This window comes from Vibrio sp. YT-18, assembly GCF_033337345.1.
Lineage (GTDB): Bacteria > Pseudomonadota > Gammaproteobacteria > Enterobacterales > Vibrionaceae > Vibrio > Vibrio alginolyticus.
In genome coordinates this window covers 1-23128 of record NZ_JAWOQO010000013.1, presented here as the reverse complement: position 1 = coordinate 23128, position 23128 = coordinate 1, and the positions used below count along the sequence as shown (strand labels likewise).

Genomic DNA, 23128 nt, shown 5'->3' with positions numbered 1-23128 from the left:
TCTTTATTCAAATACCCAACCAACTTTAATCAAAGTCATTCTCGGAATCACATGCAAAATAACTTTAAATCCCTATTGTGGAACGCTGTTTTTGTTCTTGTTTTGCTATCAATTTGCGGTCTTGTCTATCTGTCAGGTAAGCGAATCGATTACAGCTGGAATTGGGAGCGTGTCCTTCCTTATATTGCCACTAACGCTGCTTCATCCATTACCGCGCCTGTCGATGGGAACATCATTCTCGACGAGAATAACCAACTGGCTCTGGAGAGTATTCATGGTGATATTGTTCTTGAACTAAGCCAATATAAGTCTGTGGACGTCTATGAAGGTGATCTTATTTTTGAAGGAGATACCTTAGCAACTATAAAAGAGTGGCGCTCTGGCCCAATTTTAGATGGTGTTGTGACGACCATTAAAATCTCACTCTGGTCACTTATCATTGCTCTAGCGTTAGGCTTAGTTGTTGGACTAATGCGCATATCCAGCAATCCGGCATTAAAAAAGCTGGCGCTTGTTTATGTCGAGGTCATTCGTGGAACGCCTCTTTTAGTACAGATTTTTATCGTTTACTTCTTTATTGGTACTGTGCTTGACCTTGAGCGTTTTACTGCGGGAGTGATAGCGCTCTCCGTGTTTACCGCCGCTTATGTCGCAGAAATTGTGCGGTCAGGAATCCAGTCAATCCCAAGAGGACAAATGGAAGCGGCGCGTTCACTAGGAATGAATTATCCCAAAGCGATGATTTATGTCATTTTACCTCAAGCGTTTAAGCAGACATTACCTCCCTTAGCCGGGCAGTTTATCAACCTGATAAAAGATTCCTCACTTGTCTCCGTGATTTCGATTACTGATCTGACAAAAGCGGGCAGGGAAGTCGTAAGTGGTAGTTTTGCCCCATTTGAAGTTTGGTTTACCGTAGCGGCCCTTTATTTGCTTCTGACTAGTACCTTATCTTGGGCTATACAAACGTTAGAAAAGAAATTGGCAGCAAGTGATTAATGGTGGAGTCATTAATGGAATACATTATTTCAGCAAAAACAATTAATAAAATTTACCCTAATGGCTGCCATGCGCTCAAGGACGTATCGGTAAATGTAGAAAAAGGGGAAGTGATTGTCATCGTAGGACCGTCAGGTTCTGGTAAGTCAACATTCTTACGGACGATTAATCAATTAGAGACAATAAATAGTGGGTCTATAATCGTAGATGGTATCGATATGTACCACAAATCTACGGATATCAATAAACTACGCGCTGATGTGGGCATGGTATTTCAAGGCTTCAACCTTTTTCCACATAAAACGGCGATAGAGAACGTCATGTTGGCACCTTTAAAGGTTTCTAAACGTGACCCTGAATCGGTGAAGAAAGAAGCAAAAGATTTGCTTTATAAAGTTGGTCTGTCGGAGAGAATGGATAATTATCCTAATCATTTATCAGGCGGACAGCAGCAGCGCGTCGCAATCGCTCGTGCGTTAGCAATGAAGCCCAACATTATGTTGTTTGATGAACCCACATCAGCACTAGACCCTGAAATGGTTGGAGAAGTTCTTGATGTGATGAAAGATTTGGCCAAGGACGGAATGACCATGGTCGTGGTTACTCATGAAATGGGTTTCGCAAAAGAGGTCGCTGATAGGGTGTTGTTTATGGAAGATGGTGAGCTTTTGGTTTCTGACTCTCCTGAGCGATTTTTTGATAACCCCTCCAATCCTAGATTACAGAAGTTTTTATCTAAGGTCTTATAATAAAAAGAAAATTTGATTGAGGGTTAGTCCCTCAATCACTTCATGCACTATTGTGGCTCGTAACGCCCGCCTCGCCGAGAGACATAGATAATGGGCTTTTTACTCGAAGTTAATGGCGATAACATTATCTTGGTCCGAATGAAAGGTCTGGTAAATACTAGAGTGTTTAATCAGCCATTAAGTTTTTGTTCACTTTAAACATAACAATTTCATTTTGAATTGATAAAAATTGTGTTTGAATAGAGCTTATGGATGTTTGGCGGTATGGATGTCTAAATGAAGAAAGTAACAATTTTAGATGGTGGCATGGGGCGAGAGTTAAAACGTATTGGCGCCCCTTTTTCTCAGCCGCTTTGGAGTGCACAAGCGCTAATTGAATCACCACAATATGTAAAAATGGCACATGAGAATTTCATAGACGCTGGCGCAGAGATTATCACTGTCAACAGTTATGCATGTGTTCCATTTCACTTAGGCGAGGAACTCTATGCAAAACGGGGGACTGAGTTAGCAAAATCTGCAGCCAAAATTGCAAGAGATGTAGTCACCAGCTCTAACGATAGAGTGCTCGTTGCGGGTTCTCTTCCTCCTGTAATGGGGTCTTACAGGCCTGAATTATTCGAGCCGAAAAGGGCACTGGAAGTGGCTTCTGAGTTATTTGAAGCGCAAGATCAATATGTTGATATTTGGTTAGCTGAGACCGTGTCTAGCCTCGCTGAAGTTGAAGTTCTATCAATAATTTTAGCCAAAACAGATAAGCCCAATTATCTTGCTTTCACCTTAATGGATGAGCCTAACTCTTTGGCTCGCCTTCGCTCAGGGGAATCTCTTAAAGTCGCGGTTAATACGCTGTTGAAAACAAATGTTTCAGGTATCTTTTTCAATTGCTCTATTCCTGAAGTTGTCGAGCAAGCGATCATAGATACACAAGCAGTATTGAGTGAGTCAGGTAGAGAATTGACGATAGGTGCTTTCGCAAATAGCTTTGCTCCGATAAAGCAAGCGCACCAAGCCAACGAGACCATTCAGGAAGTTCGCCATTTCTCTCCGACTGAATATCTTGAGTATGCTAAAAAGTGGCATGCGCAGGGAGCAAGCATTATTGGTGGTTGCTGTGGGATTGAACCACGTCATATTAAATTGCTAGCGGCTTGGAGAGACACTCTCGAAAACGCCTAATTTTGGTGAAGTGCAGGGAAGCATGACAAGAGATTTTGTTTTTCATTCATCGTTATAGATAAAATAAAAGTCTTTCGTATCTGGCAAAGTAACAAGATGCTTTAACTTGCTCATTACTTTGCCAGTGTGCCTCGAGATTTTTATTAATTATTTTTGGTTCAGATTAACGACAATCTTTCCAACTGTTCTCTGATTTCGCATGTCCAAGAGTGCGTTACCTACATCCTCTAAGCCGATGATCTTCAGTTTCGGTACTTCCAATTCTCCATTTTCTAATAGCTCAGACACTTCCTTTCCGGCATTAACGATACTTGCAAACCCTCTCTCGCCAAAGACATGACCAGAGCCCAAACTTATTTGGTGGAAGCCCAAGCCTTTTAAGAAGGCATCTGGATATTGAGAAGGGTCGACAGTCTTGACGAGCTCCACCATTTCTCCCTCAAAGGTTAACACCGAGGCTGCAATTCGGTCGTTATCACCGCCTACACAATCGAGTGCAACCTCAACGCCATGATTTCCGGTAATGTCCATTACTCGTTGAACTACATCTTCATGATGATAATCAATCGTATGGGTTGCTCCTAACGAGGACAAATATGCGTGATTAGCTTCTGAACTAGTAGCAATGATCTGTTCAACACCAAATGTCTTTGCTAACTGAATAGCAAAGCTTCCAACGCCGCCAGCACCTCCGGCGATAAAAATGCTGCTTCGATTTGAAATATCGAGCTTGTCTACCAAAGCGCGATATGCGGTCCAGGCTGCGCAAGGTGTAGATGCTGCCACTTCAACCGGAACCTGAGGGTGCTTTATGAGCGTTCTTGAATCATGGATAGCAAATTCAGCGAATCCACCGTGATGGCGTCTCATGTTTCCGTGATACAACACTTTATCGCCAACCTTCCAATCAACGACCGCATCGCCTACAGAGACTATTTCTCCTGATACGTCTAACCCGCCAACAAAATTGTTACCCATGTTAGTGACCATGTCTGACCAATAATGAATTTTTGCATCGACAGGGTTCAAACCAACAGCGTTAACTTTAACCAATACATCAAATTGGGTTTCTAGTTTTGGTGTAGGTAATTCGGATAAAGAGAAAGTATCGTTATCTCGTTGGTAAGTTATCGCTCTCATAGGTTTTCCTCATTATTAAGAATGGTCGAAAGTCATACTAACTCAGAGGGTAGTACTGTAATAATTATGGTTTTTTCTTATTTTGATAATTTTAGGTTATGTTTGATAAAAAGGATTCGAGATGCTCTGAAATTATCATCGACAACCAGTCTGCATAGCTAATGACATGTAATTTTATGATAAGTAATGACTAGTTTTATTATTCCATTTTTATGGAAATATTTTGTTGATCTTTTGTTTTGTGATTCTATAATTCCAGAAATATCGAAATAAAGGCTTGTCTATCAGGTAAGCTTGTTAGCGAAAAATGACGAGGAGAGTAAATGTGAATACAGAAATTATAACTATGGCTAAAGAAGCGCTGGATATGTTTGCGTTTCTAGCAACCGAACTTATCATCTTATTTCTGGCAATTAGCTACATTGTCGGTGTGTTGCAAGATTTTCTAACGCCAGAAAAAATTCAATCTATTCTCAGCTCGAAAAAGGGTAAAGGTTACTTCATTGCTGCGTTGCTAGGTTCGATTACGCCTTTCTGTTCGTGTTCGACCATTCCTTTCTTAAAAGGCTTGTTGCGTGCAAGAGCAGGTTTTGGACCTATGATGGTGTTCCTATTTGCAAGCCCGTTGCTTAACCCAGTGATTATTGGCTTGTTTGTGGTGACTTTTGGTTGGAAAGTTGCGGTATTTTACTTTGCTATCGCGATGTCAGTATCAGTGGTAGCAGGCTATGTACTTGAAAAACTAGGGTTTGAACGTTACGTCAAACCAGAAGCATATCAAGCGGTAGGTTCTTCTTCGTGCGGTACTTCTTGTGGCGATTCAAGCAAGAAAAAAGAAGAAGCGAGACCAGCATCAATCTGTGGTACCAGCGCCTGCAATGAACCTACGCCAGTTGCGGCGAAAACATCTTGCTGTGGTGATGCACCAAAACCTGAACCTAAAGTGGAAGTGTCTTGCTGTTCATCAGACGGTAGTGCAACAGCGACAGTCTTGGAAGAGAAAGAACCTAGCCGCTGGGCACGTATTTGGCAATCAACTTGGAAAGACTTTAAGCAAGTGTTCCCTTATCTCATGATGGGCATTGCGATTGGTTCATTTATCTATGGCTTCATCCCGACGGAGTTCATTGCGGAGTTCGCTGGTGAAGCGAAGTGGTACGCGATTCCGGTCGCAGCAATCATTGGTATTCCATTGTACATCCGTGCAGAGGCGGTCATTCCACTTAGCGCGGCACTAGTACAAAAAGGTATGGCTCTTGGATCTGTTATGGCGCTTATTATTGGTAGTGCTGGCGCAAGTCTTACAGAAGTGATTTTGTTGAAATCAATTTTTAAGAACCAAATGATCGCTGCCTTCCTAATCGTTATCTTAACGATGGCCATGGGAGCGGGTTACTTATATACGTGGGCTTTTTTATAAAAATAACCCTCGGGCGATTGCTCGAGGGCTCTGTTTTTGTCGCCATATAGGGAAAGGGAAGTTTCCTATACCGCGCAGGCAATAAAAAGATAAAGAGGTTACTCGTAAATACTATAGGAGAAATACTTGCTGGCGATGGTTTTATGCTTACCGCTCTGGATCAATTTTTGTATTCCGCTATCGAGTAATGCTTTTAATTCTTTGTCTTGTTTTCTCACTGCTACGCCAATGCCACGGCCGAACCACTTTTCCTCTGTAAACGCTGGTCCAGTAAAGTGATAGCCTTCACCTTGTGCAGTTTCAAGAAAACCAGCACTTAAACCGATTGAGCCGCCAAATACAGCATCTAACCGTCCATTGAGTAGATCGGTAAATGCCTCATCGAACGTACCATAACGACGAATATCAATATCTGGATACAAGGCAGAAAGGTACTTATCACCAATTGTGGCTCTTTGAACTCCAATAGATAAACGATTTAGGCTGCCGTCATCCATGTTGATTTCTCTATCATTTTTCATTACAAAACGAGTCGGTACTTTTGCATAAGGGACGGTGAAATCGACTTTCTTTTCTCGTTCTTCTGTGATTGTCATTGCAGCAATAATCGCATCGTTCTTGCGACTAAGGAGAGAAGGGATGATGCCATCCCAATCCATTTTTGAGATAACGCACTTTACTTCTAACTCTTTGCATAACGCGTTAGCGAGGTCGACTTCAAACCCTTCTAGCTTTCCCTCTTTTGTCGTCCAGCTAAATGGGGGGTAAGCCCCTTCAACAGTGAAGCGAATTTGTTTCCACTCTTTCGCATGGCTGAAAACTGAAAATAAGCTAATAAACAATACGACTATCCATTTCATAAACGTTTCCTTGTAACTGTTTGGAAACCAATGTTTAACACAAAGTAAGCAAATATCAATGAAAGTGCATATATGTGTGACCTTTCGCCCGCATTGTGTGAGCGAAAGGTTTTGCGTGTATTACAGCTTATCTTCAATAGTTACGAGGGGAACTCTCGTTGAGACAGCGTGAAGTGCAATGTTGTGAATCATTTCATCGACCGTGGTACAGCTATCCATTAAGATCGAAACATCATACTTGTCCGCAGATTTTGAGATAGCAGTATGTGTGACGCAGTTTTGTGTCATCATTCCGCATACAAGTAACTCCGTTACATTTTTGCTTGCCAATACTTCTTTTAAACGTGTTCCTTCAAAGCTATCTGCGAAGTGCTTTACCACGATTTCGGAATTCGGCGCTAAAGCAAGAACTTCTGGGTGAATATTGGCACCGTCGCTGCCTTCATTGAAGAATGGGGCAATGCCCATGGCAGGATCGGCAATATGCTGAATATGAATCACAGGAATGTTTTGCTCATTGGCTTTAGTTATTGCTCTCTTAACATTGTCTAAAGTTGATTCTGTATTCCATAAAGGAAACTTTCCTTCTGGGAAATAGTCGTTTTGCAAATCAATTACAAGTAGGGCTTTTTGAGTCATTTTCTTTTCCTTTTATTCAGGATCATTGCGGTACGAATAATATAAAGACTTTTAGCTACCTTCTTTAGAGTCTAAAATGACACAAAAGAGTCAAAAAGCGACACTTGAAGATAATTGAAAATGAAAATAGCACTCGTTAATTACCCAGATAGCTCGCAAGCCTCCGTATATGGTTTAAGCGAACTCTTCGAGATGGCAAACCGTGCGGCGGCTAAATTGGGCGTTGATGTGCACTTTGAAGTAGAGATATTGGCTCACTGGTCAAACACGCACTTCGATGTGAAAACAGCGGTAATGATTCCGCCTAGCGGCACTGGTCAATATTACTTAGAACCAGAGCCAGAGCTACTCGACTGGTTAAATATCCAATATAGTAAAGGTGCGATTTTAGCCTCCGCCTGCGCCGGTACTTTTATTCTTGCTCAAACCCAGTTGTTGACCAATAAGTCTTGTACGACACACTGGGGCTTGGCTCCTTCATTAGCGAGTCAGTTTCCCGATATCCACGTAAGACAAGAAGCCATCCTTATTAACGAAGGAACGATCATTACGGCTGGGGGTATGATGTCATGGGTGGATTTAGGTTTGGAGCTGGTTTCCTTATTTGCGTCACCGGCAGTAATGCGCCTGTTAGGCAAAATGTTGGTTATTGATACTGGTCCGAGAGAGCAACGCTTTTATCAACAGTTTACCCCAAACTTCCAACATGGTGATGAGGTAATTGTTCAACTACAGCACTATATAAACGATCATTATCAAGGAAAACTGAGCAATAAAGAGCTTGCAGAGTTGAGTTGTTTAACAGAAAGGACATTGCAGCGACGCTTTAAAAAGGCGACAGGTTTCAATGTTAACCAATACATACAAAGCTTAAGAGTACAAAAAGCTTGTGATTTACTTGAGTCGACAACCCTAACATTTGACGCAATATCATTTAGAGTGGGTTACCAAGATGTGAGCGCGTTCAGGAAAATATTTAATAGAATCGTAGGGTTAACACCGAAGTCGTTCAGATCTCGGTTCTGTTCATGAACGCCAGAAGTAAGATAATGTTGGTATTAAACATTTATAACTCAGAAGCAAACACCGCATATTTTTACAAGCTGGCTTAGCGTGATGAAAAGGGATAACAAGCTAAGCCAACCGTAGCGATCTTCTAAATATTGAGAACTTTTTAGGATGCTTAAAGGTTTCTCAAATTACAACGACTTGTATAGGCCGCTGTTAATCACAAAAGCTATGTGATTTCCAAAACCAGTTTCCCAGTATGTTGCTTGCGTGAAAATACTTCTTGCGCTTGACCTATCTGGTTCAAGGGAAATGACTCCGCGACTAAGGGACGAATTGCGTTCTGTTCGATATAGCGAACCAAGTTACCGAATACTTCTGGTGCCAAAACGGTACAACCAAATAACGCTAGGTCTTTAAGGTAAAGAGTTCTTACATCCAGCTCGACAATTGGGCCGCCTATGGCGCCGGAAACAGCGTATCTTGATCCTGGTTTTAGTACCTGAAGAAATTGTGGCCACTGCTCTCCTGCGACCAGATCAATCACTACGTCAACGCTGTTTTCTCCGAGAGTCGCCGTCAAATTTGCATCGCGAGGGATAACTTGGTTTGCTCCTAATGCCGTGATCTGTTCTTTCTTTTCTGGGCTGGCGATAGCAATGACGTATGCTCCACGCGCCTTCGCCAGTTGGATTGCGGCAGAGCCAACACCACCGGATGCCCCTGAAATCAGTACGGTATCGCTCGCTGTGACATTAGAGCGGACAAGCATGTTCTCGGCAGTTGAATAAGAACAAGGGAAGGAGGCCAAATCGATATCCGATAAACTACTATTCACAGCATATGCATGTTTACTGTCAACAACAGTGAACTGAGCAAAGCCACCATCACATTCTGAACCGAAGTACCAAGGCGAGCTAAGTGCTTGACTGTGGAAGCGCGTAATACATGGTTCGATAAGCACACGCTGGCCGATTCGTGATGGGCAGATATTCTCACCAACAGCGACGATGGTACCGCATACATCGGCACCTTGGATTCGAGGGAGAGATAGCGCGTCTCCTGACCAACTTGCATCCATGCTATTGGCGTCGTTTTTAGAATACCATGCTGTTCGGGTATTGATGTCGGTGTTATTGACTCCGGCGGCGGCAACTTGGATCAATACATCATCAGGCGAGGGGACTGGCACAGGTAGATCATCGCGGTAACGAAGCATATCTGGCCCACCATGACCGATAAGTTGGACGCCTTTCATGACTTTCGGGATTGTGGTCATTGATTGTTCTCCTTCATTAGTTCTAGCAGAGTGTGTTCAGCGGATGCAAAGGCAGCGTGACCGAGAACCGGCCATGCGTTGGATAGACCTTCATGTAACAAGAAGAGTGTGGTTGCGAGGTCTTCTCGCTGACTTAGTTGGACCATAAGCTGACGAACCGCCAATTTGTGTTGTTTTACTGCTTGATTAATAGATAGATTTTCTGGATAGGCTGCTAATGCATTGATGGACATGCAGCCATTCGGTGCAAACTCCTTCATCCAATCCTCGAGGCGAGTGAATAGGTGTAATACAGCCGGTGTTCCATTGGCAGGGGCGTCTTCGAGCAAAAAACTCAAATACCTTTGATGGCGATGCTCGAGAGCTGCAACAATCATCGCTTCCTTGGAGGGGTAGTATTTGTACAGGGTTCTCAGGCTGACTTCGCAGGCGTCTTTGAGTTGAGGTACGCTCGGCTCGGCGAAGCCATACTGACTGAATGCTTTTTCTAGGCTTGCTGCGATTTTTTCTTTCACTATTTGACATACCAGGTAGAACGTTTGTTTTACCTAAGGGTAGAATAAACTTTCTACCTCAGTCAATGGTGTATTTAAACTCTGTATTGAAAGCCCGACGTAATGCCGGGCTAACTTAAGTGATTTTTATCGATTCGGAACGTGAATCAGTGTGCCGTTGCGTGCTGCTCTCCACGCTTGTCTAGCATTCCGCTGAAACGGGTTAGTAGTAGAGCACCTAATACTACGATCGCGCCAATCCAAGGTGTGTGCATCAGCCCAGCATTGGCCACGATAAGGCCACCGCCCCAAGAACCCAGTGCAATACCTACGTTAAATGCAGCAATGTTGAGACCAGAAGCGACGTCGACTGCATCAGGTGAATATTTCTCTGCTAGTTTGACAACATAAACTTGAAGTCCTGGAACGTTACCAAAGGCAAAGGCACCCCAGACAAGAATGGTCACTACTGCAGAAATTGGATTAAATGCTGTGACACTAAACACGAGCAATACCACAATTAGGCCCGAGAAAATCGCTGTCAGAGCTTTGATTGGCCCCATAGAGTCGGCCATCTTTCCGCCCCAGATGTTGCCGAATGCGACCGATACACCATAAACCAACATAATTAGGCTGATAGCGCTAGAGCCAAACCCCGAAACTTCTTCCAAAATAGGAGCCAAGTAAGTGAAGGCTGTGAACGTACCACCGTAACCGAGCGCGGTGATTGCGTACACCAAAAGTAGACGAGGCTGAGTCAAGACTTTTACTTGCGATGACAGCTTGGTTGCTGGTGGTTGTTTCAGATTACTCGGCACTAGTAGAGCGCTTCCTATCAGTGCGATGATTCCAAGGATCGCGACGATTAGGAAGGTTGCCTGCCAACCAAATGTCTGGCCAATCCAGGTTCCAAGTGGCACGCCCGTCACTAGAGCTACGGTCAGACCGGTAAACATAATAGCAATTGCGCTAGCGGCTTTTTCTTTTGACACTAGGCCAGTGGCGATAGTCGAGCCGATCGAAAAGAACACACCGTGTGCAAGCCCGGTCAGTATCCTTGCTGTAACTAGTGTGTTGTATCCAGGTGCTTGCCAGGCTAACAGATTGCCAAGAACAAACAGTGCCATAACAGAAAGCAGAACGTACTTTCTTTTCCAGTTACCAGTCAGCGCTGTTAAAACGGGAGCACCAACCGCAACACCAAGTGCGTACAGGCTAACTAAAAGACCCGCTGAAGGTAATGATACGTTGAGGTCGGAGGCCATAGTCGGTATCAGACCGACAATTACAAACTCCGTGGTTCCAATAGCAAAGGCGCTAAGCGTCAATGCAAGTAAAGCTAAAGGCATAACAACTCTCTCTTATAATCATTGAATATGAATGGATAAACGAATAGCCCGTTTCCATGTCGTGTATTATTAAAGAGTTATTCGTTGCGAAAAATGGTGTTTATTACAAAATACTTTTGTTATAAATGATGAAAGTGCGCAGTTAAGAAAGGGGATGAAATGTTAACCCGATCAGATGAATTAGAGATTCTTATGGCAGTTGTGGATAGTGGTGGATTTTCTTCCGCTGCTGATGCACTAGGTATTCAAGTCGCTAGGGTATCTCGTGCGGTTAGTAAAGTTGAATCACAGTTGGGGGTAACCTTGCTGAATCGCACGACACGCAGAGTGGAAGTTACTGAGGAAGGGCATCAGTTTGTTGAAGCGGTTCGCTTAGGTTTACTACAAATACAGCAAGCTGAAGAAGAGATCATCACACGAGGTGAATTACCCAAGGGGCGCTTAAGAGTTGATGCCGCTAGCCCATTTGTTTTACATCAACTCGTGCCGTTAATTAAGCCATTTAAAGAGGCTTATCCTGATATTCAACTCGATCTTACCTCTAATGAGGGTTTTGTGGATCTATTGGAAAAAAGAACCGATGTGGCGATACGTATTGGACGATTATCGGATTCAACACTGCATGCTAAACCTTTAGGAACAAGCCCACTATTTATAGTTGCCACGCCTGGTTATTTATCTAAACGAGGTTTCCCTGAAGCGGTGAGCGATTTGCGCAGTCATAACTTGATCGGTTTTTCTGGCGCTAAAGTGTTAAATCAGTGGCCATTACGAGGGTTTGAGATGATAGAGCCTGATATCCTATCCAGCAGTGGTGAAACGGTTAGACAGTTAGTGCTGGCAGGGAACGGCATTGCATGTTTATCTGGCTTTATGGTGAAAGATGATCTTGATTCTGGACGGTTAGTGGCATTGTTTGAATCGGAAAAAATCACAAATACTGGACGAGAACAGGTCAATGCTGTGTTCTACAAATCTTCTTCAGTCTCTAAGCGTATTTCCGCGTTCATCGACTTTATTCAACCAAGACTTACTTTAAAATAACACTATTATTGTTGTTTTAACAAAAGAGTTTTGTCGTTATTGCAGCTTTTGTTTTTCCAACTGCCAAGCCTAGCGTGCCACCCCTTAGTAAGGTGGCACATATTTTTATTTGCTCTTAGTTAAAGCGTGGCAACACGTACTGAGCGATCTGTTCCATTGATTTATCAATTGGTTGGCTATTACGACGGAAATGCAACCCGATGTGATTGACTCCTGCTTCTTGCATTTTTTCTAGCTCATCGCTCAAGCCATTGACTCCGGCCTGGATACCAAAATGATGCCGAACGACTGGTGCATTTGGGTTATCGACTAAATCAAGATGAATAAAGCTGGCGTAGGGTTTGTTTCCCGCTACGGAGCGCCAAAGTGCAACGCGGTGTTCATGATCATCAGGTGTGCCTGGGTAGGCGAGCCAGCCGTCTAGGTTTTCTCCTATCCATTGTGGACTTTGCTGCGCTAACCCTGCGACATAGATAGGAATATCAGCAAACTCGGGTAATAACTGTAGATCGTTACCCAGCTTATCATTTTGCGTATCTTTCAAAATCTCTACACTTTCTCGAAAAGCTGAGCCACGGCTGTTAAAGTTGGCATTAAAAACGGGATATTCACTAGGGCGGTCTCCACTAGCCACACCGAGTATCAGGCGGTCACCACTTAACTCGTTGATGGTCGCAGCGGCTTTTTTCACTAGCCAAGGTTGTCTTAACGGTAATACTATCGCTGCTGTCCCTAGTAGAATGTTGTCGGTGCACGCAGAGAGATAGCCAAGATAACTGAACGGTTCATAAATTTGTGCCGCGTCTCCAAAGTTAGGGTCGTACAACGGGACATCTCTCACCCACGCTACGTTAAAGCCTAACTTATCGGCTAACATAATACGCTGTTTATGTGCACTCATGTCTGGTACGCCGAATGGTTTTCGTTGGAGCAGGCGTTTTGTCTGGCCTTCTTGGGTCCAGTCATTATCTAGGGGGAGCTCAACACCGATGGTGAATCTGTTACTTAAATCTTTATGCATTATGAAGCCTGACTATTACTTTGAGTACTAGGAGGCAAGGTGCCTCCCTGATATTCAGGACACTATGAGATTTTTGTTGTGAGAAAAAGCGGCAAAAAGACAAAAGTGTTTTGCCACAAACAGCGGTGGTCTTTAAAGGAACTGGTGGTTCTCTACCTTGATTTCTTGCTTGATGAAGTCAATAAAAGAGCTGATCCGGCGTGAGGTACTGGCATTTTTGTAATACACCGCATGAACTGGCTGTTCGACATTATGCGTGTGTTCACTAAGCACGCCCACTAAGCGACCAGCTTGTCGGTCAGAGTAGGTCATAAAGTCAGACAGGCAAGCTATCCCCGCACCATGTAAGGCTAAACATCTTAGCGTCTCGCCATTATCAGATCTTAGGCTACTCATAATACGCAGAAGTTTGTTCTTATCATCCATGATCGGCCATTCCTTAAGATACTCCGGCTTGTTGAATCCAAGTAGCTTGTGATTGAGTAACTGATCTATTGAGGTTGGAGTACCATGTTGTCTTAAATACTCTGGACTCGCGACGATTCGAATCCGACTTTTACCAAGAAATATCGCGCGCATGGTTGAGTTTTGTAGCTCACCGATACGAAAAGCAACATCGGTTTTTGTTCCCAAAAGGCTAATATTTTCCTCATTGGAATTGAGATCGATTTCGACTTCTGGATACAAGCTCTGATATTTAGCAATGTGCGGCGTTAGTACGTGCAGTAAGAAGGGGGTAGCTGCGTTTATTCGTAGGAGGCCAGAAGGCTTATATTTCTGGCTTTTCAGTTGTGCTTCGGCATTCTCTACTGCTTCTACAATATGTCTGACTTTATCGAGGTATATCGTTCCTTCATTAGTAACATCTAACTTACGGGTTGTGCGATTTAACAAGGTCGTTTCGAGTTTGGCTTCTAGCCGAGATACCGATCGACTCACCGCCGAGACGGTCATCGATAACAGTTCAGCCGCAGAGCTGATTGAACCCGTATCGACCACGGCCATAAAGGTGCGCATTTCATCTAGAGTAGCTTTCATTGTTGAATATATTTCAAATTAGATTTGAGTATTGTTAACTTTACGGAAAGTTTCTTGCGGCGTAAAGTTTTGCTTCGAATCAACTATAAAATCGATAATTCAGGAGATTTAGATGAAAGTACCATCATTTGGCGTCGGCACGTTTCGTTTAGAGGGTGAAGTAGTTAAGGATTCAGTCCGTAATGCGTTAGAAGTGGGTTACCGCGTAATTGATACTGCACAGATTTACGGTAATGAGGCAGAAATCGGTGAAGTATTGACACAGTCCGGTATTGCACGTGATGAGCTATTCATTACGACCAAGATCTGGGTTGATAACATGAACACGGAACAACTCATTCCAAGTCTAAAAGAGAGCTTAGAAAAGCTAAATACAGATTATGTGGATTTGACCTTGATCCACTGGCCTGGCAATAACAATAACTTGAACGAATACATGGCTTCATTACTTGAAGCTAAATCGCAAGGCTTAACCCGTAATATTGGCGTATCCAACTTTAATATTGACTTGTTGCAACAAGCGATAGAAGTGGTCGGTAAAGAGAATATTGTTACTAACCAAATCGAGCTTAGCCCTTATTTGCAAAATCGTAAGTTGGTCAGCTTCATGCAGGAAAACGATATTCAGGTAACGTCTTACATGACCTTGGCATATGGGAAAGTACTTGGGGACCCAACTATTGCAGGTATTGCTGAGGACTATCAGGCCACGCCAGCTCAAGTCGCGCTTGCTTGGGCTTTGTCAAAAGGTTACGCGGTGATCCCGTCTTCAACTAAACGAGAGAATTTAGCAAGTAACCTGAAAGCACTTGAACTTAATCTGAGTGAAGAGGCGATTGCAAAGATAGATGCGTTGGAAAGAAATGGCCGCGAAGTAAACCCTGAAGGGCTAGCGCCTGAGTGGGATGATTGAGTGAGTTTCACAGGAAATCATTGCCTAAATGACACCTCTGCAATCGCTGACTTCCTCAGCGTTTGACGGTAGTACAACACCATAGACGATAACGGCTCGCTTGTCTGACGATAGTGCGAGCTTTTATCTTTTTGGCCTATTAGTTTACTGTATTCTCCCGGCCTTCAATTTGGCCGGGAGACGTCATTTAGAGAACAGTTACCATTCGATTGTAGAGCCATCAAATACGCGGAAGCTTCCGGATTGCTCAAGTGTTAGCTGTTCTGCGACCGAAACAATGCCTGCAACACTTTCCTCGGCAGAAAAGGTTGCGTCCTCACCGCCCATATCGGTTTTTACCCAGCCGGGATGAACTGCGACAGTTTTTACTCCTTGCGATTCGAGATTGCGTGCTGCTGATACTAGAACCTGATTAAGCGCTGCTTTAGATGCTCGATAACTGTACATGTTACCTGAACTGTTATCGCTTAAACTCGCAACTCGGGTTGAGATTCCCACGATGGTTTTGTGCTGACTTTTCGCAACGTTGTCTTGTAGGGCTTGAATTAGCAGGGCAGGTGCGACGGTATTTATGTTTAGTACTTCTAGCCATTTTTTCTGGGTCATTTCGCCAAGCTTTGCACACTCTTCGCCTAATACACCTGCATTAAGAATTAAATGATCGAGCGGACGATCCGCTAATTGAGTGGCTAACTGATCGATATCTTGTTGGTTAGTGACGTCTAGAGCCATCAGTTGAAGTTGATTGGGTTGGGTTACTAGTTCATTGAGCTGCTTAGCATTTTCTGGTGAACGACAAGTTGCGATAACTTGCCAACCTTTTCCAAGGTAGTGGCGGACAAATTGCAAGCCTAAGCCACGGTTAGCGCCAGTGATTAATACAGTAGACATCGCTTCTCCTACGTTGTTGAGTTGAACAACGACTATATTAGAGGCGACGTATAAGCATGTAATCAAAACAGTACAAAAATGGCCTAGGATTCGACATTGTCAAATCTTAAAGTTTGAGAAAGATGCTGGCAAAGTGTTTTAGCCTAGTGACCGTCAGTTCGGAGGCAGCACCGCTAACACCTGCAACAGCAACGACTTTACCATCCAAGTAAAGGGGGATCGCTAAGCAATTGAGGTTTGGCTCTGCCTCTTCTAAATCGAGTGCGTAACCTGATAATACAACCTGATTAAGTTCAGTTTCTAACGTGGGGGATATTTGGCTTTCAAGGCGCAATGTTCGGCGAAGCTCATCATCAAAACTAAGAAAAACCTTGCCGATCGCAGATGTTGTGAGTCCTTCTCGTTTCCCTCTCGGGCTACGGATAGTAAGAGGGTTATCCTGCTCTATAGCATCGATATACAAGTACTCTTTAGCGCCACTTTGTACAGCGAGGTAAGCAGTGTTGTTAGTCATTTGGGCCATTTTTTTCAGCAATGGAACAAAATGTTGTCGGATAGCTTCGTTTTTTTGTTCAATCGGCTTAGACAGTTCATAGCATCTAAACCCTAGGCTGTAGCTATGGTTGTGTTTGGATACATATCCAAGAGAGTGTAGAGTCGCAAGTAACCCGTGAACAGTCGTCTTATTTAACTGGATCGCATTACTGATCGTCTGTAATGATAGGGGAGACTCACTCATCGAGAGCAACTCGAGGATTAGAAAACCTCGCTCTAGAGACTGAATGTTTTTTCTTGCCTTGGGCACAAAGACTCCTTGATGATGGTGTTGCATCTGAATGTCTTACTGATGCTTCCACCTATAACAAACCACTACGCTGGTGGTTTGGTTTTATTAGAGAATATACTCAGCACTTAAACTCATCGGCTCGTTGTATGCATCCACAAGGGAGTTTTTTCCTTGCTTCTTAGCATTGTATAACGCTTGGTCTAATATCGAATAGAGCTCATCAAAGTTGGTGAGTGGCATTGAGGTTGATAGATAGGCCAGACTCGCAGATATATTCAATTGATGGTTATTAAGCGAATGTACACTCTTTTCTGAAATTGTTTTATGCAGACTTTGTATTCTAAAGGGAACGTCAATCTCATCGACGTTTTTCAATAGCAAGATAAACTCTTCTCCACCTAAACGACCCAAGTACTCTCCCTTATTAAGTTTAGCTTTAAGCGCTTTGCATACCTGTTGTAGTACTAAGTCGCCAGTCGGATGACCATACTGATCATTAATCGCCTTAAAGTCATCTAGATCGATTAATGCTAGAACGTAGCGGAAGTCTCCTTCCGCTTTGGAGGTGTGGCTTTTAATCGTCTCTATAATTGCCGCTCTGTTTAATGCACACGTTAAGCTGTCTATTTTGGCTTTTAAGCGTGTTTGTCGCTGAACCATCAATGCCAGAGCGAGGAGAATCAATAAACAGAAAACAACAAAATTATAAGTGCGTTGTTGGTCTGTGAGTTTTTCAAACTGGTACTGACTTAGAAGAGTTTCGTTGTTCAACTGCGCGACTTGTAGATCATATTCATACTCTTTTTTAGTGAGATCTAGTGCCTCTAACGCCTTGATATTACTCGCGTCTCGGTTCGTTAGTTCAATCGTCGAGTAGGCCTTGTGATGCTCCAGCGCCTTTTTGTAATCATTTTGAGCTTGGTATGCTTTTGAGAGGAGTAATTGGGCTTGCGCTTGCAATAAGGGCCTAGCGTTTTTTACCGCTAATCTTAACGCAATTGTACCGTGTTCAATCGATTTTTCGGGTGTATGGTTCTTTAAATATGCCAATCCAGCAGCCAAATGACCCTCTGTTTCAAGGTGCGTATTCTCATAAGTTTGGGCAATGTTTAATGCTCTTCCAATGTAATCTACCGCGGTATCCAATTGCCCAGAATCGGCCAAAGCAGCAGATAACCCTAAATAGGTCAACCCTTGCCCGTATGGATAATGAAGTTGTTCGAGAATCGTTAATGCATTTTTGTAGTGGCTGATGGACTTATCGAGTTCTTTGGATTTTCTGTACATCGCTCCTAGACTATGTTCGACTTGCGCAACTTCAAGAGGTGTCCCTTCATCTTGGCGAACCAGTAAGGCTTGAATGAGATATTGCTCTGATTGTTCAAATTGCCCCAGCTCTGCAAGTAAATTGCCGATGTCATTGTAAATCCCTGAAGGATCGCTTTGCGTCGACATGTTGGCCATCAACTGTCGATACAAACTTAAGGCTTTTTCATAGTCACCACGGTAATTGTAGTTATTTGCTACCACGCGCAAAGCAAGATCAACAGGGAAGTTTTCTTGATGCTTATGATTTAAGTGGCTCTCTATGGATGAGCAATAAAAGTTTGCTTTGTGATAACGACCTTGTTGATTCAGCGTATAACAAAGTTGATAGTTCATCAGAGCCTTGCCTTCGGAATCGGATATTTTCTTCATTGTCTGTCGCAAAGAAGAAAAGCTATCTACTGAGGCCTCGTAACTACCATGCTTACGTTCATTTAAGGCAAGAATATATTCTGATTCTAATTGAGAAAAATGGTTGTCTAAGACTTGACTGCTGCCGTAGTAAGGCTGATTTATGTTTGACATATATTCATAAATCAATCCACTTACGTAGAGCTTTTCGCTGTCCGATTTCGCTGTATGGTAGCGATCTTGAAGCATGCTCAATGCCGACTCAGGGTTGCTTCGTAGTGTGGTTTGGTAGACAGAGTGCCACTGTGTGATATTTTGGTTTGGTTCAATATCTTGAGTGTCGCTTGCATATACTGGAGTGAGCAAAAGTGACGCAAGCAAGGGATAGAGCACGCGCATGTTTAAACGAGCCTTTAATTTAAGGTGCCTTTAAAGTTGAGTTATCATAGCGCTTTTAACGCATCAGCGTTGTGATTAAGTTGGGTGTACTAAGAAAAAGAGTAGTAAAACTATGCACTTGGTCGAGATATTGAAAGAAGAGGCATAAAAAAGAAAGACCTCAACATAAAGTTGAGGTCAGAAATCTTTAATCAATGTAAAGCTTTGCTAGATCTTGAGGCTCCATTTCTTTGCCTTCTAACTGATCGTTCCAGTTAGTTCCAACAAGAACACCATCTTCAGCAAGAGTCAAAAGCCAATCTTCAACAAAGATATCTAATGGGATTTCTAGTACAGTAAAATCTGCCCATTCTTCAACATTATGTGCTTCTGCATCTTCTTTAGAAGACCAGAAAGGCATGACTTCGCTGTTTTCGAATTCAGTTGAATCGCAAGATAGCCAACCTTCTTCATTGCGTAAACCCCAAACCAATTGGTTTTCTTTCGTTTCTGCAACAAAAAGGTCAAGGTTCGCTTGGATATCTGATGTAAGTTTGCTCATTTCAAAACTCTCGTTGTTATGACGTGGCTAGAGTAACACTAAAGTGCCGATTCCTAAAGCATAATACGGTTGTCGAAATGAGTAAAAATAAAGGAGCCGAAGCTCCTTTTCTGAGGTTAAGCATTCACTCGTTTTTGTTTGCTTTGTGCTTGCAGAGCAAACAAAAACAGGTACTTTACCTTTCTGGAAGAGTTGTGAATATTGTCCACTCTCTTTTTATCTCGCCTTTGTAACCAACGACTGATGCGGTTACTCGACGATTTAAAGCATGGCTGACTTCATCGGTCCCTTGCTGTGCTAAGTGAGTGTCACCAAAACCAACAATGCGGACTCTACTCGGTTCGATGTCGTAGCTTAGTAGGGCTTCACGGACATTGCGTGCTCGTCTTTCAGAAAGATCTTGGTTATGCTTTGAACCACCAACTTTACTAGCATAGCCGTGCAGCTCTATCGAAGTAGTAGGGTACTCTTTTAAAAAGTCGGAAAGCTCTCGGACTTGTCTTCTGAAGACTGGATTGATCTCATCAGAGTCGTTAGCAAAAAGTATCCGCACTTGCATGTTATCTGATGCTTTAATGTATTCTCCACAACCGTCGTTGTCGACCTCTGAGCCTTCAGGTGTACCTGGGCACATATCTCGAGCATTGATGACACCATCGTTATCGTCATCTTGCAAATCTGCTATTTGTTCTGCATTTGGTACAGGACGATACTCATATTCGTCTTCAGCAACAACGTGTTGAGTGATGGCGAGCATACCCAATGCAAATAGAATCTTCACTGGTTTCATGATCAGTACTCCACCTTTTCATTCCATTCTGTAGGTACATCGACACGCAAGGCATTTAACAATTGGCCAGTCGCGTTCATAACGCGGTACTTGGCGTACTGCTCTGAGTATCGAGCATCCAAGTAGTTCTTTCTCGCTTCGAAAAGTTCGTTTTCAGTATTTAACAAGTCCAGCAGAGTGCGTTTTCCAATGCGATACTGCTTTTCGTAGGCGATGACAGTTTCTGAGGCCGAATCTACGTGATCCGCTAGGAACTCTTTTTGTTGAAGTGTTAAATCTAACGCACTCCAAGATAGACGAAGACCTTCTTCTACTTGGCGGTATGCACGTTCTCTTAGGTCTTTTGCTTTATTTAGTTGGTAGGCAAAACTTTCAGCGTTGGCTACGTCACTACCACCGTTAAAGAGGTTGTAACGCATACGTAACATTGCTGTTGTCTCTTCGCTGCTTCCTTCGATACCGCTTGCATCATCACGCCATGTTTGAGCCGCTTCTACCGATATCGTTGGGTAGTAAGTTCCCTTAGATTGCTTGTATTGGAACTTTGCAGAGTCCACATCAGCTACCGAAATTTTGATTACTGGATGTGACTCGAATGCCAAGTCAATCGCTTCATCGATGGTGTAGGGAATAAAGTTTTGGTCCGCTCTTGGGAAAATCAATCCTTGTGGTGACTGTCCGACAAGGCGTGTAAAGGTGGTGTGGCTGTCATATAAGTTGTTCTGAGCTGCCACCAAGTTACCATGAGCCTTTGCTAAACGAGCCTCTACCTGGGTTAGGTCTGCTGTAGAACCGATACCTGAGTTAACTCGCTTTTTAATGTCTTCATAGATCTTCTTATGCACTTTCAAGTTATTCTCGGAAAGTGTAAGAATTTCATAAGCTTTTACTGAGTCTAAATAAACTTTCGCGACCTCTAGAGCGGTGTCTTGGGCATCAGCTAGAAGTTGATAACGGACCGATTCAGCATCAGCTGCTGTTCGATCCATATCATTAAGTGTCGCTGAGCCATCCCATATTAGCTGGGTTAGTGTCACGGTGGCTTCTTTTCTTGTCAGATCGGTTGAATCTCGCCCTGACTCTGCGGGTTTGATTCCTTCGTAACCGATACCGGCATCTAAGTCTACGGATGGGAGGTAAGCACCACCAGATGCTTCATTCACATACTGCTTGCTAACGAATTCATTGAACGCACTTTTGATGTCAGGATTGGTTTTTAATGTGTTTTCAACCGCTTGCTCTAGCGTTTGCCCAAAAGCATGACTAGCGGTGAACATACCAATACAAAAGGCGTTGGCACGAGTCCACTTCACTGTGATTCTCCTAGATAATGGTAAAAATTCTCGAGGTGATAGGGCTTATAAGTGGAATACTTATAAGGGCGTCAATAATTTAGCGCACAATAACATTAATATGCGATGAAGTAACCTGTTGATTCGCTGTTCATTTGTTTCAATTTTGATAAATCAACCTACTAAATCTGCCTAAAACTTGAATTAAGATCTCAAATTAAAGATGGAGGTAATGGCTAGAAACGAGTGTCCAGATTTTAATAAAATAAAACACTTATGCGTCTGGATTCTTATTGATGTATGACACATAATTACTTCATTGAGCATCAAATTGCTGTTATTGCACTATATATTCGGGCAATATATAGCAAATTAGTATTATTAGTCAAAAACTTGACAGTTATTTAGGGTTAAGGTTTATATGGATCGTACAGCATTAGTGCCACTCGGTAATCAAGTCGTCGTAATAGGTTTGGATGGGCAGCTGAGAGTCCTTGCAGAAGGACAGCAGCCTCTACCAGGTGAAGTGATAGTGGCAATGACAGATGCTGCGCCTCAAGACCTGAAAATTCAGCTTGCTCAAGAGCAAGGTTTAAAAGATATTTCAGACGATGTAGCACAGATTATTAGTGCTATTGAGCAAGGTCAAGACCCTTCTGCTATTGATGAAGAACTCGCACCTGCAGCGGGTGAAAATAGTGGCTCCAGTTTGCAAAATAGTGCCACGATTGTACGAGATGGTACTGAAGTGCTAGCCTCAACAAACTTTGAAACTATTGGCTTAGAATCCCTCGGCTTATCTGAAACTCAAGCGTTGACCTTAAATGATTTCTTCACAACAGGTATCGAGACAAGTGGGGATGGCTCAAGTAAGCCACTTACTAATTCTCCAGTGACATTAAGCGCTGTTGAGGAAGATAGCGATCCAATCACGATAACTACTGAAGAATTACTATCGAACGTCAATATTGATGATGCCGATACTCTTGTCATTACAAACGTCACTATTGAGAGTGGGAATGGCACCTTAATTGATAACAGCGATGGATCTTGGACTTACATTCCAGAGGCTGACGATGACACTGAAGTGTCATTCTCCTATGACATTATTGATAACGATGGCGGTGTTATTAATGGCACTGCTAACTTAGATATTACGCCTGTTAATGACGCGCCAATAGCAACTAATGATGCGATTCAAACTGACGAGGATTCCCAGGTTGTAATTGATGTGCTCGCTAACGACAGTGATATTGAAGGTGATGATTTAATCATTACCTCTGCTTCTGTACCAGAAGAGCAAGGTATCGTTGAGATTATCGATGGTAAGCTTGTTTTCACTCCGGCTGAAAATTTCAACGGTAATGCAACGATTAGCTACACCATCACAGATGGTGAGTTAGAGGATGAAGCTCAAGTTTCGGTAACAGTAAACTCAGTTAACGATGCGCCTATTGCCTCTAATGATACAATAATTACAGAGGAAGATAGCTCAGTAACGGTTGATGTCCTGCCAAACGACACCGATATTGATGGCGATACGCTGTCGATTGACTCGGCATCTGTGCCGAGTGACCAAGGGACAGTCGAGATTGTTGACGGCAAACTGGTCTTCACAC

General features: G+C 43.1%; 22 protein-coding genes. 8 read left to right on the top strand and 14 right to left on the bottom strand.

The annotated features are described in order from the left end of the window. The first annotated feature begins 51 nt into the window (after positions 1–51). The 3 genes from R7M72_RS17045 (at position 52) to R7M72_RS17035 (ending at position 2927) form a co-directional block, all read left to right on the top strand. A complete protein-coding gene (locus R7M72_RS17045; RefSeq protein ID WP_005377325.1) occupies positions 52–999 on the top strand; it encodes an amino acid ABC transporter permease in 948 nt (315 codons plus the stop codon). A 14-nt stretch (positions 1000–1013) separates the two neighbouring features. Continuing rightward, entirely contained in the window at positions 1014–1748 is a 735-nt protein-coding gene (locus tag R7M72_RS17040) for an amino acid ABC transporter ATP-binding protein (protein WP_005377326.1), read from the top strand. 276 nt (positions 1749–2024) lie between these two features. Continuing rightward, positions 2025–2927 (top strand): homocysteine S-methyltransferase family protein, encoded by a 903-nt coding sequence (locus R7M72_RS17035; RefSeq protein WP_054577002.1) that lies wholly within the window; start codon positions 2025–2027, stop codon positions 2925–2927. Positions 2928–3074: 147 nt separating this feature from the next. On the opposite strand, the gene R7M72_RS17030 is transcribed toward R7M72_RS17035, so the two are convergent. Then, the gene (locus R7M72_RS17030) at positions 3075–4067 is read right to left on the bottom strand and encodes a zinc-binding dehydrogenase (protein WP_213971017.1); all 993 of its coding nucleotides are present in this window, start codon (positions 4065–4067) and stop codon (positions 3075–3077) included. A gap of 346 nt (positions 4068–4413) precedes the next feature. Here R7M72_RS17030 and R7M72_RS17025 point away from each other — a divergent pair, with 346 nt between their 5' ends. Then, positions 4414–5487, top strand: coding sequence for a permease (locus tag R7M72_RS17025; protein ID WP_250155405.1), 1074 nt, complete (start codon positions 4414–4416; stop codon positions 5485–5487). Positions 5488–5585: 98 nt separating this feature from the next. Here R7M72_RS17025 and R7M72_RS17020 read toward each other — a convergent pair whose 3' ends face one another. Both R7M72_RS17020 and R7M72_RS17015 read right to left on the bottom strand, forming a co-directional pair. Beyond that, positions 5586–6347, bottom strand: a complete 762-nt coding sequence (locus R7M72_RS17020; protein ID WP_005388903.1) for a transporter substrate-binding domain-containing protein — start codon at positions 6345–6347, stop codon at positions 5586–5588. A gap of 120 nt (positions 6348–6467) precedes the next feature. Beyond that, positions 6468–6986 carry a cysteine hydrolase family protein gene (locus R7M72_RS17015; RefSeq protein WP_136976242.1) on the bottom strand — a complete coding sequence of 173 codons (519 nt, stop codon included), beginning with the start codon at positions 6984–6986 and terminating at the stop codon, positions 6468–6470. A 120-nt stretch (positions 6987–7106) separates the two neighbouring features. Between R7M72_RS17015 and R7M72_RS17010 the strand changes: the two genes are divergently transcribed. Further along, positions 7107–8018, top strand: a complete 912-nt coding sequence (locus R7M72_RS17010) for a GlxA family transcriptional regulator (RefSeq protein ID WP_054577006.1) — start codon at positions 7107–7109, stop codon at positions 8016–8018. 205 nt (positions 8019–8223) lie between these two features. On the opposite strand, the gene R7M72_RS17005 is transcribed toward R7M72_RS17010, so the two are convergent. The 3 genes from R7M72_RS17005 to R7M72_RS16995 all read right to left on the bottom strand — a co-directional run bounded on the left by R7M72_RS17005 (position 8224) and on the right by R7M72_RS16995 (position 11116). Then, positions 8224–9273, bottom strand: coding sequence for an alcohol dehydrogenase family protein (locus tag R7M72_RS17005; protein WP_054577007.1), 1050 nt, complete (start codon positions 9271–9273; stop codon positions 8224–8226). Next, entirely contained in the window at positions 9270–9791 is a 522-nt protein-coding gene (locus tag R7M72_RS17000; protein ID WP_115386009.1) for a TetR/AcrR family transcriptional regulator, read from the bottom strand. Before R7M72_RS17000 ends, R7M72_RS17005 begins: the two co-directional genes overlap by 4 nt. Before the next feature lie 143 nt (positions 9792–9934). After that, entirely contained in the window at positions 9935–11116 is a 1182-nt protein-coding gene (locus tag R7M72_RS16995) for an MFS transporter (protein ID WP_017635963.1), read from the bottom strand. Positions 11117–11275: 159 nt separating this feature from the next. On the opposite strand from R7M72_RS16995, the gene R7M72_RS16990 reads away from it, so the two are divergent. Beyond that, positions 11276–12160, top strand: a complete 885-nt coding sequence (locus R7M72_RS16990) for a LysR family transcriptional regulator (protein WP_315956358.1) — start codon at positions 11276–11278, stop codon at positions 12158–12160. A 115-nt stretch (positions 12161–12275) separates the two neighbouring features. On the opposite strand, the gene R7M72_RS16985 is transcribed toward R7M72_RS16990, so the two are convergent. Both R7M72_RS16985 and R7M72_RS16980 read right to left on the bottom strand, forming a co-directional pair. After that, entirely contained in the window at positions 12276–13181 is a 906-nt protein-coding gene (locus R7M72_RS16985) for a TIGR03571 family LLM class oxidoreductase (RefSeq protein WP_315956357.1), read from the bottom strand. 132 nt (positions 13182–13313) lie between these two features. Then, positions 13314–14219 (bottom strand): LysR family transcriptional regulator, encoded by a 906-nt coding sequence (locus R7M72_RS16980; RefSeq protein WP_017635966.1) that lies wholly within the window; start codon positions 14217–14219, stop codon positions 13314–13316. 112 nt (positions 14220–14331) lie between these two features. Between R7M72_RS16980 and dkgB the strand changes: the two genes are divergently transcribed. After that, positions 14332–15132, top strand: a complete 801-nt coding sequence (gene dkgB / locus R7M72_RS16975) for a 2,5-didehydrogluconate reductase DkgB (protein ID WP_053304418.1) — start codon at positions 14332–14334, stop codon at positions 15130–15132. A 198-nt stretch (positions 15133–15330) separates the two neighbouring features. On the opposite strand, the gene R7M72_RS16970 is transcribed toward dkgB, so the two are convergent. From R7M72_RS16970 to R7M72_RS16945, 6 genes are all read right to left on the bottom strand, one after another. Beyond that, on the bottom strand, positions 15331–16023 hold the full coding sequence (locus R7M72_RS16970) for an SDR family oxidoreductase (RefSeq protein ID WP_054577009.1): 693 nt from the start codon (positions 16021–16023) through the stop codon (positions 15331–15333). Between the two features lie 106 nt (positions 16024–16129). Continuing rightward, positions 16130–16855, bottom strand: coding sequence for an IclR family transcriptional regulator (locus R7M72_RS16965; RefSeq protein ID WP_212755904.1), 726 nt, complete (start codon positions 16853–16855; stop codon positions 16130–16132). Positions 16856–16915: 60 nt separating this feature from the next. Then, positions 16916–18886, bottom strand: a complete 1971-nt coding sequence (locus R7M72_RS16960) for a diguanylate cyclase domain-containing protein (RefSeq protein WP_054577010.1) — start codon at positions 18884–18886, stop codon at positions 16916–16918. 187 nt (positions 18887–19073) lie between these two features. Beyond that, on the bottom strand, positions 19074–19427 hold the full coding sequence (locus tag R7M72_RS16955) for a DUF2750 domain-containing protein (RefSeq protein WP_005377352.1): 354 nt from the start codon (positions 19425–19427) through the stop codon (positions 19074–19076). Between the two features lie 175 nt (positions 19428–19602). After that, on the bottom strand, positions 19603–20217 hold the full coding sequence (locus tag R7M72_RS16950) for an OmpA family protein (protein WP_005377354.1): 615 nt from the start codon (positions 20215–20217) through the stop codon (positions 19603–19605). Between the two features lie 2 nt (positions 20218–20219). Beyond that, positions 20220–21530 carry a TolC family outer membrane protein gene (locus R7M72_RS16945; protein WP_017635971.1) on the bottom strand — a complete coding sequence of 437 codons (1311 nt, stop codon included), beginning with the start codon at positions 21528–21530 and terminating at the stop codon, positions 20220–20222. A gap of 400 nt (positions 21531–21930) precedes the next feature. Between R7M72_RS16945 and R7M72_RS16940 the strand changes: the two genes are divergently transcribed. Continuing rightward, positions 21931–23128: cadherin-like domain-containing protein (locus R7M72_RS16940; RefSeq protein WP_318056264.1), on the top strand; the 1198-nt coding region annotated here is incomplete at its 3' end.

What these genes read in the sequence shown, in the direction of transcription:
- R7M72_RS17045 (WP_005377325.1), top strand. Translation starts at nt 52, where the DNA reads ATGCAAAATAACTTTAAATCCCTATTGTGGAACGCTGTTTTTGTTCTT.
- R7M72_RS17040 (WP_005377326.1), top strand. Translation starts at nt 1,014, where the DNA reads ATGGAATACATTATTTCAGCAAAAACAATTAATAAAATTTACCCTAAT.
- R7M72_RS17035 (WP_054577002.1), top strand. Translation starts at nt 2,025, where the DNA reads ATGAAGAAAGTAACAATTTTAGATGGTGGCATGGGGCGAGAGTTAAAA.
- R7M72_RS17030 (WP_213971017.1), bottom strand. Translation starts at nt 4,067, where the DNA reads ATGAGAGCGATAACTTACCAACGAGATAACGATACTTTCTCTTTATCC.
- R7M72_RS17025 (WP_250155405.1), top strand. Translation starts at nt 4,414, where the DNA reads ATGGCTAAAGAAGCGCTGGATATGTTTGCGTTTCTAGCAACCGAACTT.
- R7M72_RS17020 (WP_005388903.1), bottom strand. Translation starts at nt 6,347, where the DNA reads ATGAAATGGATAGTCGTATTGTTTATTAGCTTATTTTCAGTTTTCAGC.
- R7M72_RS17015 (WP_136976242.1), bottom strand. Translation starts at nt 6,986, where the DNA reads ATGACTCAAAAAGCCCTACTTGTAATTGATTTGCAAAACGACTATTTC.
- R7M72_RS17010 (WP_054577006.1), top strand. Translation starts at nt 7,107, where the DNA reads ATGAAAATAGCACTCGTTAATTACCCAGATAGCTCGCAAGCCTCCGTA.
- R7M72_RS17005 (WP_054577007.1), bottom strand. Translation starts at nt 9,273, where the DNA reads ATGACCACAATCCCGAAAGTCATGAAAGGCGTCCAACTTATCGGTCAT.
- R7M72_RS16995 (WP_017635963.1), bottom strand. Translation starts at nt 11,116, where the DNA reads ATGCCTTTAGCTTTACTTGCATTGACGCTTAGCGCCTTTGCTATTGGA.
- R7M72_RS16990 (WP_315956358.1), top strand. Translation starts at nt 11,276, where the DNA reads ATGTTAACCCGATCAGATGAATTAGAGATTCTTATGGCAGTTGTGGAT.
- R7M72_RS16985 (WP_315956357.1), bottom strand. Translation starts at nt 13,181, where the DNA reads ATGCATAAAGATTTAAGTAACAGATTCACCATCGGTGTTGAGCTCCCC.
- R7M72_RS16980 (WP_017635966.1), bottom strand. Translation starts at nt 14,219, where the DNA reads ATGAAAGCTACTCTAGATGAAATGCGCACCTTTATGGCCGTGGTCGAT.
- dkgB (WP_053304418.1), top strand. Translation starts at nt 14,332, where the DNA reads ATGAAAGTACCATCATTTGGCGTCGGCACGTTTCGTTTAGAGGGTGAA.
- R7M72_RS16970 (WP_054577009.1), bottom strand. Translation starts at nt 16,023, where the DNA reads ATGTCTACTGTATTAATCACTGGCGCTAACCGTGGCTTAGGCTTGCAA.
- R7M72_RS16965 (WP_212755904.1), bottom strand. Translation starts at nt 16,855, where the DNA reads ATGCAACACCATCATCAAGGAGTCTTTGTGCCCAAGGCAAGAAAAAAC.
- R7M72_RS16960 (WP_054577010.1), bottom strand. Translation starts at nt 18,886, where the DNA reads ATGCGCGTGCTCTATCCCTTGCTTGCGTCACTTTTGCTCACTCCAGTA.
- R7M72_RS16955 (WP_005377352.1), bottom strand. Translation starts at nt 19,427, where the DNA reads ATGAGCAAACTTACATCAGATATCCAAGCGAACCTTGACCTTTTTGTT.
- R7M72_RS16950 (WP_005377354.1), bottom strand. Translation starts at nt 20,217, where the DNA reads ATGAAACCAGTGAAGATTCTATTTGCATTGGGTATGCTCGCCATCACT.